Source organism: Actinospica durhamensis (assembly GCF_018139695.1).
Classification (GTDB): domain Bacteria; phylum Actinomycetota; class Actinomycetes; order Streptomycetales; family Catenulisporaceae; genus Actinospica; species Actinospica durhamensis.
Window position 1 is genome coordinate 21,001 of sequence record NZ_JAGSOG010000046.1, and the last position, 20,625, is coordinate 41,625.

Here is a 20,625-nt window from a genome sequence, read left to right on the forward strand (position 1 = left end):
CGCCGAGGGGCCACCCGTTCGCCGCACCGCGGCCGGTCTCCGGCCCGCTCCAGGGCTCACCGCCGGCTCATCCCAGCGCCCGCAGCGCCCGGGCGAGCGAGCGCACCCGGGCATTCGCGGCCAGTTCCTCGAGCAGCACCGGCGCGCCACTGCCGTCGGCCACCGGGTAGCGCCAGTTGGGGTAGGCGTCGCCGCTGGTGCCCGGCAGGTTGTGCGCGCGGCGGTCGCCCACCGCGTCGGGCAGGTAGACCCCGACCAGGCGGGCCGGGGTCCAGGCCAGATAGCGGTGCAGCGCGTCGACCGTCTCCGGTTCGCCCGCGCCGCGCCGCAGCATGCCCTCGCGGCGCAGCGCCTCGAGCCAGTCCTCGCAGTCGAACGCGTCCCCGGCCAGCACCGCGGCGGTGGGGGGCAGGTCGTGCGTGGTGACGGTGGCCAGGCAGTCGGCGCGCCAGCGGGCCGCGTGCAGCGGGCGGCCGGCGTCGTCGCGTTCGAACCACAGCACGCTGGTGCCGAGGATGCCGCGGCCGGCCAGCTCAGAGCGCACCCAGGGTTCGACCGTGCCGAGGTCCTCGCCGATCAGCAGCGCCCCGGTGCGCTGCGCCTCGAGGGTGAGCACGCCGAGCATCGCGTCGTGGTCGTAGTTGACGTACGTACCCTGATCCGGGCTGAAGCCCTCCGGGATCCACCAGAGCCGGAACAGGCCCATGACGTGGTCGATCCGCAGGCCGTGGGCATGACGCAGGGCATTGACGAGGATCTGGCGGTAGGGCAGGTACCCGGTCTCGGCCAGCCGGTCCGGACGCCAGGGGCGCGAGGCCCAGTTCTGGCCCTGCTGGTTGAACTCGTCCGGGGGCGCGCCCACGGTCACCCCGGGCGCGTAGACGTCCGGGTCGGCCCAGACGTCGGCGCCGTCGGCCTGGGCGCCGATGGGCAGGTCGTGGATGATGCCGTAGGGCATCCCGGCCCGCTCGCAGGCGGTGCGCGCGGCGGCGAACTGCTCGTCGAGCAGCCACTGCATCCAGCAGTGGAAGTCGATCTCCTCCGCCTCGGCCCGCTGCCAGGCCCTGGTCTGCGGGCTGTCCGGATCCTCCAGGCCCTGCGGCCAGTTCTCCCGGTGGGTGCCGTGCAGGCCCACGATGGTCATCCAGGTGGCGTGGGTGCGCAGCGCGGCGCCTTCGCGGCGCAGGAAGGCGCGGAAGTCGGCGTCCCGGCCGGGTCCGCGGTCGGTGGGCGGCAGTTCGCGCAGCAGCCGCAGGGCCGCGATCTTCGCCTCCCAGACCAGGTCGCGGTCCAGCAGGTCCCCGGCCGGCCCGGTCTTGCGCAGGTCGTGGCCGAGCTCGTCGATCTGGGCGCGCACCTCGGGCGGGGCGTAGGCGTATTCGAACGTGGACTCGATCCGCAGGTGCGCCGGATCGGGGTAGCGGCGGGAGGCGGGCAAGTAGGGCGAGGGGTCGATCGGCTCCACGCCGCTGGACGCGAGCAGCGGGTTGACCACCAGGAACCCGGCGCCGAGGTCGTGCCCGGCCAACAGGGCGAGCTGGGCGAGGTCTTCGAGGTCTCCGATGCCCCAGGACTGCTGCGAGCGCACGGCGTGCAGCTGCAGGGAAAGGCCCCAGGCCCGGCCGCGTCCGGCGCCCGCGGTCAGCCGGCTGGGCGCGACGGCCAGCGGGCAGCCGAGCGTGCGCCCGCCCCAGGTGCCGGTCAGCCGGTGCCAGCCGAGCGGGAGCCCGGCGGGCAGGGCGAAGTCGTACTCGACCTGCTCGTGCGAGGGGCCCGGGCGCGAGCGCACGGTGGCCAGGTCGTAGCGCCGGCTGCCGTCCTCGAGCTCGATCCACAGCCGGGGGGCGCTGTCCGCGGGGCCGAGCGCGGTCACCTCGGTGCCGCGTCCGCTCGCGCCGCCGGGTTCCGCCCGCAGCACGACCGCGGCCGGCAGGCTGCGCCGCTCTCTGCGCGTGCGCAGGGCGCTGCGACAGTTCTCGGCGTCGGAGGCGTCCACCCCGAAGGCGGCGAGGACGGCCACCAGCGTGGCCTCGCCCACCTCGATGCGGCGGCCGCGCCAGTCGTGGTATTCGGTGGAAATGCCATAGGCGCGCGCGAGCGCCATGAGATCGGGCCCGGGGCTCATGCTTCATTGTGCCGCGTTCCCGGCCGGTGCGAAAGTAGCGCCGCGCCGCGCCACCCCTCGGCGCACCCTCGCGATAACGGCTCCGAGCAGCGTTTTCCGGCGCCCGTCCGGCGTATCACGATTGGAGTATCCACCTCATGATGAAGAACCCCGGACCGCGGCCGGCGCGGTCCGGGGCTGCCTGCGGCAGACGGGCGATCAGGCCGCCAACGGAGTGACGACCGCGGCCGCGACGGCGGAGACGGGGGCGAGCACCGGGACCTCGGCTACGCCGGCCACCACCGACGGTCCGACCGAAAGGGTCCCGGGGACACAAACGCCGTCCGGCCCTTGCGGCTCGAACGGCAGCAGCTCCAGGTCGACGCCGTACCCGCGCAGGTACGGCAGCCACCGTTGGTCTGTGCGGCCGGAGGACAGGATCCGCCAGGCCGAGCCGTTCGGTTGTACCGGCGGGCGCTTCATCCGCCAGCCGAGCTCGAGCAGCGGCCGGTCGGCCTTGACGTGGTTGCAGCGGCGGCAGGAGGAGACGACGTTCTCCCAGGCGTGCTGGCCGCCGCGGGAACGCGGGATCACGTGGTCCACGCTCGTGGCGGGCGCGTCGCAGTACACGCAGCGGCCGCCGTCCCGAGCGAAGATCGCCCGACGGGTGAGCGGCACGCCGCGCCGCAGCGGCACGCGCACATACCGGGTGAGCTTGACCACCGAGGGCGCCGGCAGATCCCAGCCGACGCCGCGCGCTCCGGCGGCGTGCAGGGAGGCTCCGGTCCCCTCGAGGGTGACGGCCTTGTGATTGAGGACGAGGACCACCGCGCGGCGCTGCGGTACGACGCACAGGGGTTCATAGGACGCGTTCAGGACCAGCGTGTGAGGCAACTGGGGCTCCTTGGTCAGCGCCCGGCACGTGGCTCGCACCGGACTCCGGGTACCCCTCGACTGGCGACGCTGTGTCCGTCGGCTTCGAACCCGCGGGCGGTACGGCCATGACGGAACCATGGCCCCTCCGCCGCGCGCCGGGTTCGCCGGAGCTCCGAGCCGGACTGGCCCGTACGCTCCCACGATCACACACCCGACCGCGTCGCCCTTCTCAGGGCATCATGCTTAGCCGCATCTAGTGTGGCTTTCGGTGTTGTTCCCGCGCCACTGTGTTTTCACGCCGCGTGAAAGATTATTGCCGCAGGCCGCGGTCGGATGAATGGACGGTGGGCCACCGGCGGGAGTCGATCGGCTAACGTGTCGGGGGTCGGACCGAACGGAAGAAGGTGAGCGGGCCCATGGCCACGATACGTGCGGCGGGCACGCCCGCCCCCACTCCCACCTCGACGAACACCACCCTGGACGTCAATCCGCACAATCTGGGCACCTGGGTGGGCGATCACGGTTCGCTGCTGCTCAGTCACGGCATGCAGATCATCGGCATAGTCCTGGTCTGCGTCCTGCTGCGCAAATTCGTCTCGCGCTTCATCAACAGGATTGTGAAACACGCCACGGCGGTGGCCGAGTCCCGGGCCGGCCGGCTGCTCGAGGGTTCCGGCCTGATCGCCTACGAGCGGGCCCGCCAGCGCACCCAGGCCATCGGCTCGGTGCTGCGCTCGGTGGCCACCTCGGTCATCTTCGGCGTCGGCATGCTGATGGTGATCTCGGTCCTGCAGATCTCCATCACCCCGATCCTGGCCTCGGTCTCGGCCGTGGGCGTGGCCCTGGGCCTCGGCGCCCGGGACCTGATCACCGACTTCCTGGCCGGCATCTCCATGATCCTGGAGGACCAGTACGGCGTCGGCGACGTCGTGGACACGGGGCTGGCCAAGGGCACCGTGCTCGAGGTGGGACTGCGCGTGACCAAGCTGCGCGACGCGGACGGCGAGATCTGGTACGTGCGCAACGGCTCGATCACCCGGGTCGGCAACCAGTCGCAGGGCTGGAGCCGGGCGGTGGTGGACATCCCGGTGCACTACGGCGAGGACGTCGGGCGGGTGCACGAGGTGCTGGCGGTCACGGTGGAGAGCATGTACGAGGACGAGGACTGGCGGCCGCGTTTCCTCGACGACCAGCCCCCGCAGGTGATGGGGATCGAGAACCTGGACGGCGGCGCGGTCGTCATCCGGGTCCAGGCGCGCACCGCCCCGCAGAAGAACTACGAGGTGGCCCGGGAGCTGCGGGCCCGGATCAAGGCCGCGCTGGACTCCGCCGGCATAGAGGTCGTCGCACTCGCGGCCTGAGCAGGACCTGGGCAGGACCCGAGCAGGGCCTGGGCAGGACCCGAGCAGGACCTGGGCAGGAGCGTGAGCCCGGTCATTCGTAGCGGATCGTCTTCGCCGCCTGACGGCGCTCCCGCTTGCCGATGTGGTCGGCCGGTTCGCCGGGGGCCGGACGGGACGCGCGCAGAGCCGCCGCGATCTCGCCGAGCGCCCTTTGGAACTCCGGATCCCGCGGGCCTTTGCGCGTGGAGGGCGCGGGCAGCATGTGGTCGGTGCGGTCGTAAAGCCTGACCCGCACGACCCATTTGCTCCGCAGCCCGGTCAGTTCGACGGCCGTCACGTTGCGCACGGCGCGCCACGGTATGCGCAGCCGGCCCTTCCTCGGCCGCACGACGACCAGGCCCTGCTCGTCCACGATGGTGGAACTCAGGCCCGCGCGGTAGATGCCCGGCGGGGGCTGGGCAGGCCGGCTTTCCGGCTGCGGCGGAGCGTCGGAGACGGAGCCGAGATCGACGCGCGCCGCGGCGGCCCGGCGGAACTCCACCGGGACGGCGTCGTGCGGCCGGCCGCTGTGCGGTCCGGTCACGGCCCGCCAGGCCTTGAGCACCGCGGTGACCTCGGCCACTTCGGGCGCATCGAACACGCGGCCGTCGGCGAGATGGATCCGCAGCCGGCCGTCGACCACCTGCAACTGCCCGATCGCGACCCAGGGGACGTCCATCGCGGGCCCGGCGCCGCGCAGTTCCAGGCCCTGCTCGGTGATCCCGATCCGGGTCATGTGCGTATCCCTCGCCCGACGCCCTCACGCAGCCGGCGCAATCTGACCCGCTGCCAGATCACCCCGGCGACGGACAGTGCGGTGAGGCTCGCCATGACGACAACCCAGACGTAACCGCCCTCGGGCTGCGCCGACAGTTCCGGGCCGGGCTGATCCGGCTGCGCGTCGGCGACACGCACGGCCTGGGCGAGCAGCGTGCAGTAGACGCCGACCACCGTCGCGAAAGCGCACAGACCCCCGCCCCGCCACAGTCCGCTCCGACCCCGGAAGCCGACCTCGCGGGCGAGCTCGGCCTGATACTCCGGCGGGATCGCGTCCCGCGGCTGGTCCGGCGCCGAGCCCGTGCCGAATTCCCGATGCAGGGCCGTGACGAGGGCGAGCGCCTCCCCGAAGCGCGCATCGCTCCGGCCGCCGCCCGACCCGCCGACCGACTCCGCGACCGGCGCGGGCAGCATGGCGGTGGTGTGGTCGAACAGCTCGAGCACGAGCCGCCGCCGCTCATCCTGCGGCGCGCGCTCCTCCCGCACCTCGCGGATCAGCTCCCACGGAATCAGCATCCAGCCACGGTGGGAGTCGCGCACGGACACGCCCTCGCGCAGCAGGACCACCGCATCCCGCCAGTGGCGGTATCGCCCCAGTTCCGCATGCGTGCCCCGCCCCATGCGAGCACTCTATACGCGCCGCCCGGACAGGCGCGCGAGTGTGTTCGCCGACATCGAATTGCGCACGCTGATGATCACCGCGTCGGCCCGGTAGCTGTCCTCGGACCAGGCCAGCGGCTGGCCGGTGGGCGAGGAGGCGAGCCAGCGCTGGCGTAGCAGGGGACTGCCACGGCGCACGCCGAGCAGCTTGGCGTCGAGCGTGGTCGCGGCCACCGCGTCGATCAGGTGGTCGCCGTGCGCGTGCACGAACCCGAGTTCGGTCAGCTGCTCGGTGATCGAGCCCGTGGTCAGGTCCATGGCCAGGATGTGCTCGGCCACCGACTCGGGGAAGAAGGACCGTTCCACCATCACCGGGGCATCGTCCAGGGTGCGCAGCCGGTTGAGCCGCAGCACCGGATCGCCCACCGGCACCCGCATCCGGGCCGCCTCCTCCTCGGTGGAGGGGCCCTTCGCCGCGCTGAGCACGATCGCGCCGGGGTGGTGGCCGCGGCTGACCGCCCACATGGAAAAGCTCTGCATCTCGGCGAAACTGTTGGTGGGCACCTCTCCGAGCACCACCCGGCGCGCGCCCTGGCGCACCGCCACCGAGCCGTCCTGTTCGAGGGCTGCGACGGCCTGGCGGACCGTGCCGCGCGAGACGTTGTACTGCGCCGCGAGCTCGCCCTCCGAGGGCAGCAGCGTGCCGATCGCGTAGGCGCCCTGCCGGATCGCCTCCCGCAGCTCCTGCGCGATCTGCTGGTAACGAGCCGCCATCTGAGCCCTTCTCTCCGCCTCAGGATCCACCGTCTGAGCGCACCGTGTAGCGCACGACCGTACCGTGCCAACCCCGCGATGATGAGTGTGGCGTACGACCGTCTCCGTGGTCCAACCCGCCCTGGAACAGTTATTGCGCCAGCCTCCACCGTCAGATCGGCCCCCGTTCACCGCCCGGTCACCTCCGCCCGGCTAAATCCACTTGTCCAGACAGGTTGTTGTCCTGTCGTCGCACAGCACATGTGGGTGGAGTGAACGTAACGTGGCGTCAGCCCGGATGATCGTGGTGGGAGGCGGAGTCCTCGGCACCATGCACGCGTACGAGGCCTGCCGGCGCGGCTACGAGGTGGTGCACCTGGAGCGCGAGGCCGGACCTCGCGGCGCCTCGGTGCGCAACTTCGGACTCGTGTGGGTCTCCGGCCGGGCCGAAGGTGCCGAACTCGCCCTCGCGCTGCGTGCGCGCCGCCGCTGGGCCGAGATCGGCGCGGAGGTGCCCGAGGTCGGATTCCGCCCGCGCGGCTCGATCACGGTCGTGCGCGACGAGGCCGAGGTCGCGGTGGCCCGCGCGGCCGCGGCCGGTCCGCACGCCGCGGCGCACGGCTTCGCGTACCTGGACGCCGACGAGGTGCGCAAGGCCAACCCGGCGCTGCGCGGCGAGTTCCTCGGCGGCCTGCTCTCCATCGAGGACGGCTCGGTCGAGCCCGGCCAGGTGCTCGGCGCGCTGCGCGAGCGGATGGCCGCGTACCCGGGCTACACCTACCTGCCCGGCCGTCAGGCGGTCGAGGTCGAGGACCACGCGGTACTCGACCACACCGGCGCCCGGCACCGCGGCGACGTGGTGGTGCTCGCCACCGGGGCGGCCCTGACCGGCGTGGCCGGCGCGCACCTGAGCGCCGCGCCGATCCGCCGCTGCCGGCTGCAGATGATGCAGACCGAGCCGCTCGGCGAGGACCTGCTCACCTCGGTCGCCGACGGCGACTCCTTCCGCTACTACCCCGCCTACCGGGACGCCGGCCTCGAAGGCCTCGGCCCGCAGGCCCCGATCGCGGCCGAGCACCGGATGCAGCTGCTCATGGTGCAGCGCGCGGACGGCGGCCTGACCATCGGCGACACGCACGCCTACGACGAGCCGTTCGACTTCGCGGTCGAGGAGGCTCCTTATACGCACCTGCGCGAGGTGGCCGAGGCCCTGCTCGGCCGGCCGCTGCCGCCGGTGCGCCGGCGCTGGGCCGGGGTCTACAGCGAGACCACCGACGGCGCGCTCTACCACCGTTCCACCGTGCGCCCCGGCGTGATCGCCGTGACCGCGCCCGGCGGACGCGGCATGACCTGCTCCCCCGCCATCGCCGCGGAGACCTTCGACGACCTGGACGGCGCCGCATGAGCACCACCCCGATCCGGCTGGCCTGCCTCGACATGGCCGGCACCACCGTGGCCGACGACGGCCTTGTGCTCGCCGCGTTCTCGGCCGCCCTGGACGAGCTGAAGGTGGCCGAGCCGGCCGAGCGCGAGCGGATGACGCGGTACGTCGTGGACACCATGGGCGAGTCCAAGATCACCGTCTTCCGCGCCCTGTTCCCCGGCGACGAGCAGGCCGCGCAGGAGGGGAACGCGGCCTTCGAGTCCGCCTACGGCGAGCGGGTGGAACTGACCCGCGCGCTGCCCGGAGCCGAGCAGGCCTTCGCCGCGCTGCGCTCCGAGGGCATCGCCGTCGCGCTGACCACGGGCTTCTCCCGGACCACCGCCGACGCGCTGCTCGAGCACCTCGGCTGGCGCCCGCTGATCGACCTCTCGGTGACCCCGGGCGAGGTCGGCGGCCGCGGCCGGCCGCATCCGGACATGATCCTCGCCGCCGCGGCCCGCCTGGCCGACGACGAGACCCGGGCCGTGGCCGTCCTCGGCGACACGGCCTCCGACATCCGCTCCGGCCTCGCGGCCGGGGCCCCCATCGTCGCGGGCGTGCTCACCGGCGCGCACGACCGCGCCACGCTCACCGCAGCCGGCGCGACCCGGGTGCTCGACCACGTGGCCGAGTTCCCCGCCCTGCTGCGTGAGCAGGCTCGACCGCTCCACCCGTGACACGCACCAACCGCAGTAACCGCAGTAACCGCACCACGTACAGCACCACCGAGCACCACCGAGCACCACCGAGCACCACCGCAGTATCCGCATTCTCTTCGCATACGCACCGAGTCCTGACACCCTCACAGAAGGCTGATCACCCGATGCACCGCATAGCCAAGCTCGCCTGCGCGGCCGCCGCCGTCACGCTGGCCGCCACCGCCTGTAGCTCTAGCAAGTCCTCCTCCACCGGATCGTCGGTGAACTGGAACACCGTCAGCTCGGCCTCCGCGGCCGGCGGGATGAACGCCCTGATCGCCGAGGCGAAGAAGGAGGGCACGCTCAACGTGATCACCCTCCCGCGCACCTGGGCCAACTACGGCAAGATCATGGACGACTTCAGCGCGAAGTACGGCATCAAGATCAACGACGCCAACCCGAACGGCTCCTCCGGCGACGAGATCACCGCGGTCAAGAGCGACAAGGGCCTGTCCACCGCGCCGGACGTGCTCGACATCGGCAACTCGCACGCCACCCCGAACACCAGCCTGTTCGCCCCCTACGAGGTCTCGGAGTGGTCCTCCATCCCGAGCGCGCTCAAGGACGCGAACGGCAGCTGGTTCGGCGACTACGGCGGCTACATCTCCATCGCCTGCGACGCCTCCAAGGTCGCCCCGGCCCCGTGCCCGAAGACCTTCGCCGACCTGATCAACCCGTCCTACGTGGCCGACTACAAGGGCAAGGTCGCCATCTCCGGTGACCCGACCAGCGCCAACGCCGCGTTCTCGGCGGTGTGGGCGGCGTCGCTGTCCCAGGGCGGCTCGCTCGACAACATCCAGCCGGGCATCGACTTCTTCAAGAAGCTCAAGGCCAACAGCGAGTACAACGCCACCACGGACACCGAGTCCACCATCGAGTCCGGCGCCACCCCGATCACCATCGACTGGGAGTTCAACAACTCGCAGTTCGCCTCGGACCTCAAGGCCAAGGGCATCGACCTGACCGTCTCGATCCCGAGCGACGGCCTGTACTCGGCCTACTACGACCAGGCCATCAGCAAGTACGCCCCGCACCCGGCCGCCGCGCGGCTGTGGGAGGAGTACCTCTACAGCGCCATCGGCCAGAACGACTTCATGGGCGGCTTCGCCCGTCCGGTCGAGTTCGACGCCATGCAGAGCGCCGGCACCCTGGACGCGACCGACGAGCAGAACCTGCCCTCGGTCACCGGCACGGTGAGCTACCCGACCACCGCGCAGCAGACCGCCGCGCAGACCACCCTGACCTCGGCCTGGGCCTCGGCACTCGGCTAATGGCTCGATCCGGTAAGAAGCTCGGTGCCTGGGGAGCGGTCCTGCCGCTCCTCGGGTACTGCGCCGTCGCATTGGGACTCCCCGTCTGGGCGCTGATCTGGGAGGGCATCCAGGCGCCCGACGCCAACGGTGTCAACCACTTCACGTTCTCCAACTTCACCACCTCCTGGCACGGCGTCTACCTCACCGGGATGCTCAGCTCGCTGCGCCTTTCCCTGCTGACCGCCGTGATCTCCGCGGTGGTCGGCCTGGTCGCGGCGTACGCGATCGCGCAGTCCCGGGGCCGGCTGCTCAAGCAGGCGGTGCTCACGGCCTCGGGCGTGCTGGCCAACTTCGGCGGCATCCCGCTGGCCTTCTGCTTCGTGGCCACCATCGGCACCGGCGGGGTGTTCCTGTCCTGGCTCAACGACGCGTGGCCGAGTTTCCAGCTCGGCACCTTCGACGGCCTGGTCGTGGTCTACCCCTACTTCCTGGTCCCGCTGATGGTGCTCACCACGCTCCCGGCCCTCGACGGCCTGCGCCGGCAGTGGCGCGAGGCCGCGACGAACCTGGGCGGTTCGGCCTGGCAGTACTGGCGCTACGTCGGCGGCCCGCTGCTGCTGCCCGCCGCCCTCGGCGGATTCGTGCTCTGCTTCGGCGCCTCGTTCGCCGCGTACGCCACCGCGCGGGCCCTGAGCAGCGGCACGGTCCCGCTGGTCACCACCCAGATCGCCTCGGTGCTCTCCGGCAACGTGCTCGCCACCGAGACCAACCTGGGCATGGCGCTGGCCCTGAACACGATCATCGTCTGCGGCCTGATGATGGCCGTCTACCTGCCGCTGCGCAAGCGCAGCGCGAAGTGGTTGGAATCATGACGACGCTCACCGAGACCGAGCCCGAGGCCGCCCCGGTGCGCAAGACGGCGCCCGGCGCCCGCCGCCTGGACCTGCGCCGGGTGCGCTGGTGGCGCGGCGGCGTGCTGGGCCTGCTGGCGCTCTACTTCGTCGTGCCGCTGGCGGCGTGCTTCTGGTTCACCGTGTACGACTCGCGCACGCACCAGTTCAGCCTCTCCCCCTACGGCCAGATCTTCGGCGCGCAGGGCTTCACCACCAGCGTCTGGTTCACCGTCAAGGTGGCGCTGCTGACGATCGTGATCGAGTACCTGCTGCTGATCCCGGCGATGATCGCGGTGCAGCTGTGGCTGCCGCGGCTGCGCCCGGTGCTCGAGTCGCTGGCCATGGTGCCGCTGGTGCTCTCGCCGGTGGCGCTGGTGGTGGGCGTGAACACGGTGCTCGGCTGGGGGACGAACCAGGACCCGGGCACGCCGCTGTTCCAGCTCTCGGTGGACCTGCGCGACCCGAACACCCCGTGGATCCTGCCGATCGTCTACGTGCTGATCGCGATGCCCTTCGCCTACCGGTCGCTGGACGCGAGCATGCGCACGGTGGACCTGCGCACGCTGGTCGAGGCCTCCCGGGGCCTGGGCGCCTCCTGGCCGCTCACGGTCTGGCGGGCGGTGCTGCCGAACCTGCGCACGGGCCTGCTCTCCGGCGCGATCCTGACCCTGGCGCTGGTCTTCGGCGAGTACACCATCTCCTCGATCCTGCAGTTCCAGCCGTTCTCGGTGTGGATCGTCGAGGACAGCCAGGGCGCCCAGAGCGGCCAGCTGGCCCCGGCCGTCTCCCTGCTCAGCCTGCTGCTTTCCTGGGCAGTGCTGTTCCTCGTCTCCTTCCTCGGCGGCCGCCGCGCCGTCGTCGGCACCGACCGGAGTTCCGCATGAACACCACCGCCCCCGCCCCCGCTCCCGCCTCGGACTCCGCCGCCGCGCGCATGCGCGGCGTGGGGCTCGACCTGTCCGGGCTGCACCGCTCCTTCGGCGCCACCCGCGCCCTGGCCGGGTTCGACCTCTCCCTCGCCCCCGGCGAACTGGTCGCGCTGCTCGGCCCGTCCGGCTGCGGCAAGACCACCGCGCTGCGGATCGTGGCCGGCTTCGACACCCCGGACCAGGGCACGGTCAGCCTCGACGGCAAGGACCTGACCCGGCTCTCGGCGGCCAAGCGGGACATGGGCATGGTGTTCCAGTCCTACAGCCTGTTCCCGCATCTGACGGCGGCCCAGAACGTGGGCTTCGGCCCGCGGCTGCGCCGGATCGGCTCGGCCGAGCGGGACCGGCAGGCCGACGAGCTGCTCGAGCTGGTCGGCATGGCCGGGATGGGCGGGCGTTACCCGCACCAGCTCTCCGGCGGCCAGCAGCAGCGCGTCGCGCTCGCCCGCGCCCTCGCGGTGCGGCCGAAGGTGCTGCTGCTCGACGAGCCGCTCTCCGCGCTCGACGCGAAGGTCCGGCTGCAGCTGCGCGAGGAGATCCGCCGGATCCAGCAGGAGTTCGGCATCACCACCCTGTTCGTCACGCACGACCAGGAGGAGGCGCTGTCGATGGCCGACCGGGTCGCCGTGATGCGGGCCGGGTCGCTGGAGCAGTGCGCCGCCCCGGCCGAGCTCTACGACCGCCCGGCCACCGCGTTCGTCGCCCAGTTCGTCGGCACCATGAACCACCTGTCCGGGCAGATCATCGAGGCCGGCCGGGTTCGCGTGGCCGGGCGGGAACTGCCGGTGGACGGCCCCTGCCCGACGGTCGGCACGAAGGTCAAGGTGCTGATCCGGCCGGAGAGCCTGGATCTGGCGGCGGCTTCGGCCGAGGCCGGGACGGCCGAGAGCGCGGGCGCGGGCCAGGTGCTGATGGCCACCTTCCTCGGCGCGACCACGCGGCTGACCGTGCGGCTCGGCGACGGCTCCGAGGCGAAGGCCGACCTGCCCTCGCACCGTGCCTCCGAGTTCCCGGTGGGCAGCCGGGTGGACCTGATCCCGGCGCCGCGTCCGGTGCTCGCGGTCGAAGACGCGGACGACACCGCGGAAGGCTGATCATCACAGAGAACTGAGTCGCCGCGGGCGATTCGCCGCGAAGGGCCGAAACCTCAGGGGTTCGGCCCTTCGCGCATTCGCCGTTCACTTAAGCCGCAGTTAGGGCGGGGTTGAGCCGCGCTTGGTCTCGACCACTGATTTCAAGATTGGTCTAGTCCATTGCCTTGACGGGGCCATCCGGCGGCAGTACACGGATAGGGAGGCCAACGCGAGGCGCGCGCACGCTGGGCCGCAGGAACACCCACCTCTTGCACCCAGGAGCACCATGCGATTCCGATCATCCATGCTCAGCCGCGGCCGGACCGCCGCGGTGGCGATCGCGTGCGCCGCGCTCGCCGCCACCGGTCTGGTCGCCGCCGGAGCCGCCGGGGCCGGCACCGCCGCCGCGGCCGTCGCCGGCAGCGCCGCCGTCCCGGCCGCGGCCACCACCGGCGGACTCAAGGTCGCGTACTACGACCAGTGGTCCGTCTACCAGAACGCCTTCTACCTCAAGGCCCTGGACACCGAGGGCATCGCGAAGAATCTCGACTACCTGATCTACGACTTCGAGAACATCAGCGACACCGCCCCGTACACCTGCTTCGAGAACACCAAGGCCACCGACCCGGATCCGGCCGGGGAGAACGACCCGGACGCCGGCGACGGCGCCGAGGACGCGTACGCCGACTACGGCATGAGCTACAGCGCGGCCAACTCGGTCTCGGGCACCGCGGACGTCTACAACCAGGCCATCGAGGGCAACTTCAACCAGCTGCGCGAGCTCAAGGCGAAGTACCCGAACCTCAAGATCCTGCTGTCCATCGGCGGCTGGACCTACTCGAAGTACTTCTCCCCCATGGCCGCCACCGCCTCCTCCCGGCAGGCGTTCGTCTCCTCCTGCATCAACATGTTCATCGACGGCAACCTGCCCGAGGAGAACGGCTACGGCGGGACCGGGTCGGCCGCCGGCATCTTCGACGGCTTCGACATCGACTGGGAGTACCCCGGCTCCAGCGGCGGCCACCTCGGCAACATCACCTCGAGCGCCGACACCGCCGACTACACCGCGCTGCTCGCCGAGTTCCGCAGCGAGCTGAACACGGCCGGCACGGCGAACGGCAAGAGCTACTATCTCTCCGCGGCGCTGCCCAGCGGCCAGGACAAGATCGACGAGATCCAGACCAGCCAGATCGGGCAGTACCTGACCTTCGGCGACGTCATGTCCTACGACATGTACGGAGCCTGGAACGCGACCGGGCCGACCGACGAGCAGAACCCGCTCTACGCCAACCCGAACTCACCCGAGCCGGCCGTCACCGGCGGCACCCAGACCTACAGCATCGACAACGCGATGAAAGCCTGGACCACCGGGGACTCCTCATACGGGATAACCGGCGGCTTCCCGGCGAACAAACTCCTGGTCGGGATCCCGTTCTACTATCGCGGCTGGACCGGGGTGCCCGCGGGCTCGAACCACGGGCTCTACCAGACGGCCACCGGCGCCTCGGCCGGGCAGACCCTGTCCGGCGACGTGCCAGGTGTGGCCATGTACAAGGAGATCGAGAACATCGTCGCGAACTCCGCGGACACCTACTTCGACCCCGTCACCGATTCGGCCTACTTCTATGACGGGACGAACTTCTACGGAGGTGAATCCGCCCAGTCGATCCAGGTACAGGCCAACTACGTCCACTGCAACGGCTACGGCGGGTTCATGATGTTCTCGCTCTACGACCTCGATCCCGCCACGACGCTGTTCAACGACGCCGTCAGCGACATCAACGGCTCCGCGAGCAGCTGCCCGACCCCGCCGCCGTCCTCCAGCGCGTCGGCGAGCGCGAGCAGCTCGGCGTCGGCCAGCGCCTCGGCCTCGGCCAGCGCGTCCGCGTCGCCGTCCGCGTCCGCCTCGGCCAGCAGCTCACCCTCGGCCAGCGCAAGCGCCAGCCCCACCTCCACCGGCTCGGGCACCCCGACCTCCGGCAACCTGCTGGTCAACCCGGGCTTCGAGGACGGCAACCTGACCGCCTGGACCTGTTCGAGCCTGGACTCGGTGACCACCTCACCCATCCATTCAGGCAAGTACGCACTGGCCGGCGCCGCGTCCAACTCGGATGACGCCCAGTGCACCCAGACCGTGACCGTCGCGGCCAACCACACCTACACCCTCAGCGGATACGTCGACGGCGCCTACGTCTTCCTCGGAGACACCGGCGGCGGCGACAACTGGACCCCGGGCACCAGCGGCTACCAGTCCCTGTCGCTGAGCATCACCACCGGAGCGTCCCAGACCTCGCTGACCGTGTACGTACACGGCTGGTACGGCGAGGGCACGTACTACGCCGACGACCTGTCCCTGACCGGTTGATCCGCAACCCGTAACCGATAGGATCATCGCCCCAGGCCACGTGGGCGGCCCGTCAGTCCGGCGGACCGCCCGCGTTGCCACCCGCGTCCCCGGATGATCTCCTGGGAGGTGGGACGTCAACGGGCAGACGGTGGTCGACGCATGGCACGGACGGACAGGGGTGAGACCGAGGCGCTGGACGCCGAGGAATCGCTCGCTCTCGAGGCCGACGGCACCTCCGCGTCGGACTCCGACGCGGCTCCCGCGCGCCACCAGCGTTCCCCCACCCGCCCCGGCGCCCGGCCGGTGATGGAGTACGCCACCCTCTGGTTCGCCGCCGCGATGGTCCTGGTGGTGATCGTCTACTACGCCAAGCCGCAGTGGGAGCTGCCGGTCTGGGCCACCCTCGGCCTGTCCTGCTCCGTCGCCGCCTTCGTCGGCACCCGGCTCAACCGGCCCGACAAGCGGCTGCCCTGGTACCTGCTCGCCGCGGCGATGTTCACGCTGATCAACGGCGACACGATCTACAACATCCTGACCGACGTCTTCCACGAGAACGAGCCGTTCCCCTCCGCCGCGGACGCCTCCTATCTGTTCACCTATCCCCTGGCCGCGGCCGGGATCATGATGATGATCCGGCTGCGCAATCCGCGCCGCGACGTCACCGCGCTGGTGGACGCGCTGCTGTTCGCCTCAGGGCTGACCCTGATCCTGTGGGTGTTCATCATCACCCCGACCGTGAACCAGAAGTCCGTGCCCTGGTTCAACAGCGCGGTCTCGGTCGGCTACCCCATCGGCGACGTACTGCTGCTCGTGGTCATCCTGCGCCTGCTGACCGGCGGCAGCGTGCGCGGCCCGTCCGCGATCCTGCTGGTCACCGGCTCGCTCGGGCTGATGACCTCGGACGTGGCGTACCTGACCGTACGGCTCTACGGCACCTGGCACGTCGGCTCGCCCGCCGACCTCGGCTGGGTGGTGTTCTACATCAGCTGGGCCTGCGCCGCGCTGCACCCCTCGATGGTGGACCTCACCCGCCCCAACCCGCGCAGCAGCCCGCTGGCCACCGGCCGGGTGCTCCCGCTGGCCCTGACCGCCCTGATCGCCCCCGCGCTGCTGCTGTTCGAGGCGCTCAAGCGCAGCCTGCACGACGCGCCGGTGATCGCGGTCTTCTCCGCGGTCAGCTTCATCCTGGTGATCATCCGGCTCTCGCTGCAGAGCCGGCAGCTGCGCTACCAGGAGAGCGTCGCGCACAGCCGGGCCATGGTGCGCGAGCTGCGCAACCGGGCGTACCACGACGCGCTCACCGGCCTGGCCAACCGGGCCAAGTTCCAGGAGCGGGCCGAACGCGCGTTCCGGCGCGTGCACGAGTCAGGCGGCGCCGTCTGCATGCTGCTGATCGACCTGGACAACTTCAAAGAGGTCAACGACACCCTCGGCCACCGCGCCGGAGACGAACTGCTCAAGGCCGCCGCGCGCCGGCTGCAGGGCACCGTGCGCCCGGGCGACCTGGCCGCGCGGTTCGGCGGCGACGAGTTCGCCGTGCTGCTCGCCGACGGCTCCCCGCCCGAGGGCGCCGAGTCCCTGGCCGCCCGGCTCATCCGCACCTTCAACGCCCCCTTCCTGATCTGGGACGCCCAGGCCGACGTGCGCGCCAGCATCGGCGTCGCCACCAGCGCCGACGCCCCGCCCGGCGCCCAGCAGGACGAGGAGGGCGACGCCGCCGACATCCTGCTGCGCAACGCCGACCTGGCCCTGTACGCGGCCAAGGCGGACGGCAAGGCCGTGTGGCGCCGCTACCACCCGCAGCTCTACGACGCCGCGATGGAGCGGATGCGGCTGCGCACCAGCCTGGACCAGGCGATCGAGCGCGAGGAGGTCTTCTTGACCTACCAGCCGATCGTGCACCTGCGCGGCACCCTGCGGGTGGCCGGCTTCGAGGCCCTGGTGCGCTGGCAGCACCCCGAGTACGGCCTGCTCCCGCCCAGCCAGTTCATCCCGCTGGCCGAGGAGACCGGTCAGATCGTCCCGCTCGGCGCGTGGGTGCTCGGGCGCGCCATCGCCGACGCCGCCGCCTGGAACGCCGGGCGCCCGGTGCGCGAGGCCAAGCACGTGACGGTGAACGTCTCGGCGCACCAGTTCCTCGAGGACGGCATGGTCGACGAGATCAACCGCAAGCTGATGAGCGAGGGCCTGCCCTCCGAGCTGCTGGTCCTGGAGATCACCGAGACGGCGTTCCTGCACCACCACGGCCCCGAGGTCTCCCGCAACCTCAACGCCCTGTCCGCCCTCGGCGTGCGCATCGCCGTGGACGACTTCGGCACCGGCTACTCCTCCATCGCCTACCTGCGCGATCTGAGCATCCAGATCCTCAAGGCGGACCGCTCCTTCGTGGACCGGATCGCCGAGGACAAGGAACACCTGGCCCTGCTCCAGGGCATCGTCGCCGTCGCCACCACCCTCGGCATCGACGTCGTGGCCGAGGGCGTGGAGACCAAGCAGCAGGAGCAGCTGCTGCGGGCGATGGGCTGCTCGTTCGGCCAGGGCTTCTTCTATTCGCGGGCGGTCCCGATCGACCGGGTCGCCGCGATCACCGCGCAGCTGGAAGGACCTGGAGCATGAGCGGCACGAAGACCTCGAACATCCGCGACCCCCGCGGCTCGGCCTCGACGCAGGCCCGGACCCCGCGCTGGCAGGAACTGGCCCGGCTCAAGCGCGAGACCCACTTCTTCGACGCGGTCATCGACGAGATCGACGGCCGGATGATCCGCATCGGCGAGCACTGGCTGGCCGACTTCGCCTCCTGCAACTACCTCGGCTTCGACCTCGACCCGGAGATCATGGCCTCCCCGGCCGAGCAGATCGCCCGCTGGGGCACCCACCCGAGCTGGTCGAGGCTGCTCGGAAACCCGAGGCTCTACCCCGAGATCGAGGAGCGCCTGACCGAGCTGCTCGGCGCCCCCGACACGCTCGTGCTGCCGACGATCACGACCATCCACCTGACCGTCATCCCGGTCCTCGCGCAGTGTGACATGGCAGGCCGATACAGCGCGGGCGGCACGGTGCTGTGCGAGGCCCAGGCCCACCGCACCATCTTCGACGGCTGCTCGGTGGCCAAGGGCCAAGGCGCGCAGCTGCACCGCTGGCACGCCGACGACCTCGACCAACTCCGGGACCTGCTGCGCCGGGCCGCGCCGGACAAGCCGCGGCTGGTGTGCATGGACGGCATCAACAGCATGACGGGCAACCCGCCGGACCTCCCCCGCATCGCCGACCTGTGCCGCGAGGAGGGCGCCACCCTCTACGTCGACGACGCCCACGGCTTCGGCGTCATCGGCGAGCGCGGCGAGAACGAGACCTCCCCCTTCGGCCTGCGCGGCAACAGCGTCGTGCGCCACCTCGGCGAGAGCTACGACGGCGTCATCCTGATCGGCGGGTTCTCGAAGGCGTACTCGTCCCTGCTGGCCTTCATGGCCCTGCCCACGGAGACGAAGGAGCTGGTGAAGTTCGCCGCGGCCCCCTACCTCTACTCCGGCCCCGTCCCGACCGCGTCCCTCGCGACCGTCCTGGCCGGCTTCGACGTCAACGAGGCCAGGGGCGAGGCGATCCGCGCGGACCTGTACCGCAAGACCAAGCGGGTCCTCGACGAGATCAGGGCACTGAAGCTCGACTGCCCCAACACCAGCGGCTTCCCGGTGATCGAACTCCCGCTCAAGGACGCCTCCGACATCGACGAGGTCGCCCGCATCCTGTGGGACCGGGGCATCTACGTCACCCTCGCCGCCTACCCCCTGGTCCCCCGCGACCAGGCCGGATTCCGCGTGCAGGTGACGGCGTCGAACACGGACGCCGAGATCGACCGCCTCAACCAGACGCTGCGGGAGCTCTCGCCGTATCTGCGCACGTGGTAGTCCCTACCAGCACACGCCCAGGAAGCACGTGGTCGCCGAGGACGACGGACTGGCCGTGGACCCGCCCTTCTTCTTCGTCCTCGTAGCCGACGGCGAGGCCGCAGGCGAGGTGCTCGAGGCCGAAGTCGGGCTGGGCGCGGCGGTCGAACGCGTCGGCGAAGGCGAAGCAGAGGTCGAAGCCGATGTCGCCGAAGACTGCCCGAGCGCCGAAGCCGCGACGGAGGCCGCGGGTATGTTCACCACTCCCACGCCCGTCGACTGCACAGCCTGGCGCGAGGAGGTGGTGGACCCGGCCGGGGTGGAACCGCCGGCGCTGCCCGATCCGCCGGAATTGCCGCCCAGCAGGACCAACGCGCACACCACCACAACCGCGCATCCCCCCGCCAGCGCAAGCCCGATCCCGAGACTGAGCCCGCCGCGCTTACGCCGATCCGCCCGCCGCGCCCCCTCCGCCTCGGGCCCGGCACCCGTACTGGCGCCGTAACGCGTGCTCGCAGACCTCTGCCCCGGCTGGTCGGACAAACTCGGCCTGGCCGCCTCCGGCATCGGCCCGGCGAGGATCTCCTCCTCCACCGGAATCCGAAGCGTCCGCGGCGGCTCGGGCACGACGATCAGCGTTCCGTCAGGCTCCTGCGCCGAACCGTGTCCACCCCGCTGCGCGCTCGGCGGCTCGACCTGCGCGTCCGGCTCCGGCTCGGCCGCCGGCGCCTCCAACGGCTCCGCGTCATCCAGTGCCTGTGGCGGCTCAGAGGCCTGGGGCATCTCCGCCGCCGCTACCGGCGACTGTGGCCCCCCGCCCGCGCCTTCGTCCTCATCCCGAATCCGGGGCATCCGTACCGTCGAACGCACGTCCTGCATGCGGTCGATCTCGAGGCCGGTGGCCCCGCAGCCGGGACAGGAGACGGCACCGTTCAGATGTCTGCGACAGTTCTTGCAGTAGTTCAACGACGAGCCCCGAGCTGTTCGGTGCGCCAGAGCGAATGTTGCGGTCGCGGCGGCGTGGTCATGTGAGCAATCGTACGATCATCGGTCGTGTAGTCAGCCTTTGTGCATCCTGTCAAAGTAGGCCGACGCAGTTCCAGCACCGTCCGGTCACCGGCGGGTAAAAGCCGAGGAATTTATCGGTACAAGGCGCGCCGTGTGCGCTACGCAGTCCAACCCCTACGTCGCGCTATGCTGCGGGCCCAGGTCCGGTGTCGGCGACGGGAGGGGCGCATGCCCACCGAAATCAGGATCCTCATAGCGGATCAGACCGTACTGTTCTCGCTCTACCGTTGGCTGGACGCCGACGCGCACGCCCATCTCGACCCCGGCACCCGCATAGCCCTGATCCCGGCCAAGGCCACCACCGCCTCCGTCACCGGCGTCGCCGGCCTGCGCGGCCTGGCCCAGTCCTACGCGGCCTGGCGCCTGTCCCGCCGTAACACCGACGAGTGCCCCGTCACCTTCGAGACGGCGGACGGCAAGCTCGCCGTGACCGTCACCGACGCCTCAGCCAAGGCGATCGAAGCCATCGTCTCGCTCCTGGACGGCCCCTGAGCGCCGGCTCCTGAGCTCAGGCCCCCGCGCCTGCCGCTACGGGCCGCCCTCCTCGCCACCGCCCTACCCCACC

At 71.3% G+C, this 20,625-nt stretch carries 17 protein-coding genes; 12 read left to right on the forward strand and 5 right to left on the reverse strand.

The features are described 5' to 3' along the window. Nucleotides 1–67: 67 nt before the first annotated feature. Both malQ and KDL01_RS12250 read right to left on the reverse strand, forming a co-directional pair. A complete protein-coding gene (malQ, locus tag KDL01_RS12245) occupies nucleotides 68–2,125 on the reverse strand; it encodes a 4-alpha-glucanotransferase (protein WP_212528560.1) in 2,058 nt (685 codons plus the stop codon). A 198-nt stretch (nucleotides 2,126–2,323) separates the two neighbouring features. Beyond that, a complete protein-coding gene (locus KDL01_RS12250; protein WP_212528561.1) occupies nucleotides 2,324–2,998 on the reverse strand; it encodes an HNH endonuclease in 675 nt (224 codons plus the stop codon). A 398-nt stretch (nucleotides 2,999–3,396) separates the two neighbouring features. Between KDL01_RS12250 and KDL01_RS12255 the strand changes: the two genes are divergently transcribed. Then, nucleotides 3,397–4,341 carry a mechanosensitive ion channel family protein gene (locus KDL01_RS12255; protein WP_212528562.1) on the forward strand — a complete coding sequence of 315 codons (945 nt, stop codon included), beginning with the start codon at nucleotides 3,397–3,399 and terminating at the stop codon, nucleotides 4,339–4,341. A 73-nt stretch (nucleotides 4,342–4,414) separates the two neighbouring features. Here the strand turns inward: KDL01_RS12255 and KDL01_RS12260 are convergent, their stop codons facing one another. Genes KDL01_RS12260 through KDL01_RS12270 form a run of 3 tightly spaced genes read right to left on the reverse strand, consistent with a single transcriptional unit; the run spans nucleotide 4,415 to nucleotide 6,513 of the window. After that, nucleotides 4,415–5,098 carry a hypothetical protein gene (locus KDL01_RS12260; protein ID WP_212528563.1) on the reverse strand — a complete coding sequence of 228 codons (684 nt, stop codon included), beginning with the start codon at nucleotides 5,096–5,098 and terminating at the stop codon, nucleotides 4,415–4,417. Beyond that, nucleotides 5,095–5,760 (reverse strand): hypothetical protein, encoded by a 666-nt coding sequence (locus KDL01_RS12265; protein WP_212528564.1) that lies wholly within the window; start codon nucleotides 5,758–5,760, stop codon nucleotides 5,095–5,097. The genes KDL01_RS12260 and KDL01_RS12265 overlap by 4 nt, the downstream gene beginning before the upstream one ends. A 9-nt stretch (nucleotides 5,761–5,769) precedes the next feature. Beyond that, on the reverse strand, nucleotides 5,770–6,513 hold the full coding sequence (locus KDL01_RS12270; protein ID WP_212528565.1) for a GntR family transcriptional regulator: 744 nt from the start codon (nucleotides 6,511–6,513) through the stop codon (nucleotides 5,770–5,772). A gap of 277 nt (nucleotides 6,514–6,790) precedes the next feature. On the opposite strand from KDL01_RS12270, the gene KDL01_RS12275 reads away from it, so the two are divergent. The 11 genes from KDL01_RS12275 to KDL01_RS12330 all read left to right on the forward strand — a co-directional run bounded on the left by KDL01_RS12275 (nucleotide 6,791) and on the right by KDL01_RS12330 (nucleotide 20,552). After that, nucleotides 6,791–7,897 carry an FAD-dependent oxidoreductase gene (locus KDL01_RS12275; protein ID WP_212528566.1) on the forward strand — a complete coding sequence of 369 codons (1,107 nt, stop codon included), beginning with the start codon at nucleotides 6,791–6,793 and terminating at the stop codon, nucleotides 7,895–7,897. Continuing rightward, nucleotides 7,894–8,592, forward strand: a complete 699-nt coding sequence (locus KDL01_RS12280) for an HAD family hydrolase (protein WP_212528567.1) — start codon at nucleotides 7,894–7,896, stop codon at nucleotides 8,590–8,592. Before KDL01_RS12275 ends, KDL01_RS12280 begins: the two co-directional genes overlap by 4 nt. A gap of 146 nt (nucleotides 8,593–8,738) precedes the next feature. Further along, nucleotides 8,739–9,884 carry an ABC transporter substrate-binding protein gene (locus KDL01_RS12285; RefSeq protein WP_212528568.1) on the forward strand — a complete coding sequence of 382 codons (1,146 nt, stop codon included), beginning with the start codon at nucleotides 8,739–8,741 and terminating at the stop codon, nucleotides 9,882–9,884. Then, nucleotides 9,884–10,738 (forward strand): ABC transporter permease, encoded by an 855-nt coding sequence (locus tag KDL01_RS12290; protein WP_212528569.1) that lies wholly within the window; start codon nucleotides 9,884–9,886, stop codon nucleotides 10,736–10,738. Before KDL01_RS12285 ends, KDL01_RS12290 begins: the two co-directional genes overlap by 1 nt. Further along, complete coding sequence (locus tag KDL01_RS12295) at nucleotides 10,735–11,643, forward strand: ABC transporter permease (RefSeq protein ID WP_212528570.1); 909 nt, start codon at nucleotides 10,735–10,737, stop codon at nucleotides 11,641–11,643. Before KDL01_RS12290 ends, KDL01_RS12295 begins: the two co-directional genes overlap by 4 nt. After that, on the forward strand, nucleotides 11,640–12,782 hold the full coding sequence (locus KDL01_RS12300; RefSeq protein ID WP_212528571.1) for an ABC transporter ATP-binding protein: 1,143 nt from the start codon (nucleotides 11,640–11,642) through the stop codon (nucleotides 12,780–12,782). The genes KDL01_RS12295 and KDL01_RS12300 overlap by 4 nt, the downstream gene beginning before the upstream one ends. 265 nt (nucleotides 12,783–13,047) lie before the next feature. Continuing rightward, on the forward strand, nucleotides 13,048–15,126 hold the full coding sequence (locus KDL01_RS12305; protein WP_246576334.1) for a glycosyl hydrolase family 18 protein: 2,079 nt from the start codon (nucleotides 13,048–13,050) through the stop codon (nucleotides 15,124–15,126). Nucleotides 15,127–15,267: 141 nt separating this feature from the next. Further along, nucleotides 15,268–17,724 (forward strand): putative bifunctional diguanylate cyclase/phosphodiesterase, encoded by a 2,457-nt coding sequence (locus KDL01_RS12315; protein ID WP_212528572.1) that lies wholly within the window; start codon nucleotides 15,268–15,270, stop codon nucleotides 17,722–17,724. Beyond that, nucleotides 17,721–19,013: an aminotransferase class I/II-fold pyridoxal phosphate-dependent enzyme gene (locus KDL01_RS12320; protein WP_212528573.1), complete on the forward strand. Its 1,293-nt coding sequence runs from the start codon at nucleotides 17,721–17,723 to the stop codon at nucleotides 19,011–19,013. The genes KDL01_RS12315 and KDL01_RS12320 overlap by 4 nt, the downstream gene beginning before the upstream one ends. 28 nt (nucleotides 19,014–19,041) lie before the next feature. Next, complete coding sequence (locus tag KDL01_RS12325; protein ID WP_212528574.1) at nucleotides 19,042–19,497, forward strand: hypothetical protein; 456 nt, start codon at nucleotides 19,042–19,044, stop codon at nucleotides 19,495–19,497. Nucleotides 19,498–20,228: 731 nt separating this feature from the next. Further along, nucleotides 20,229–20,552 (forward strand): effector-associated constant component EACC1, encoded by a 324-nt coding sequence (locus tag KDL01_RS12330; RefSeq protein ID WP_212528575.1) that lies wholly within the window; start codon nucleotides 20,229–20,231, stop codon nucleotides 20,550–20,552. The last annotated feature ends 73 nt before the right edge of the window (nucleotides 20,553–20,625 follow it).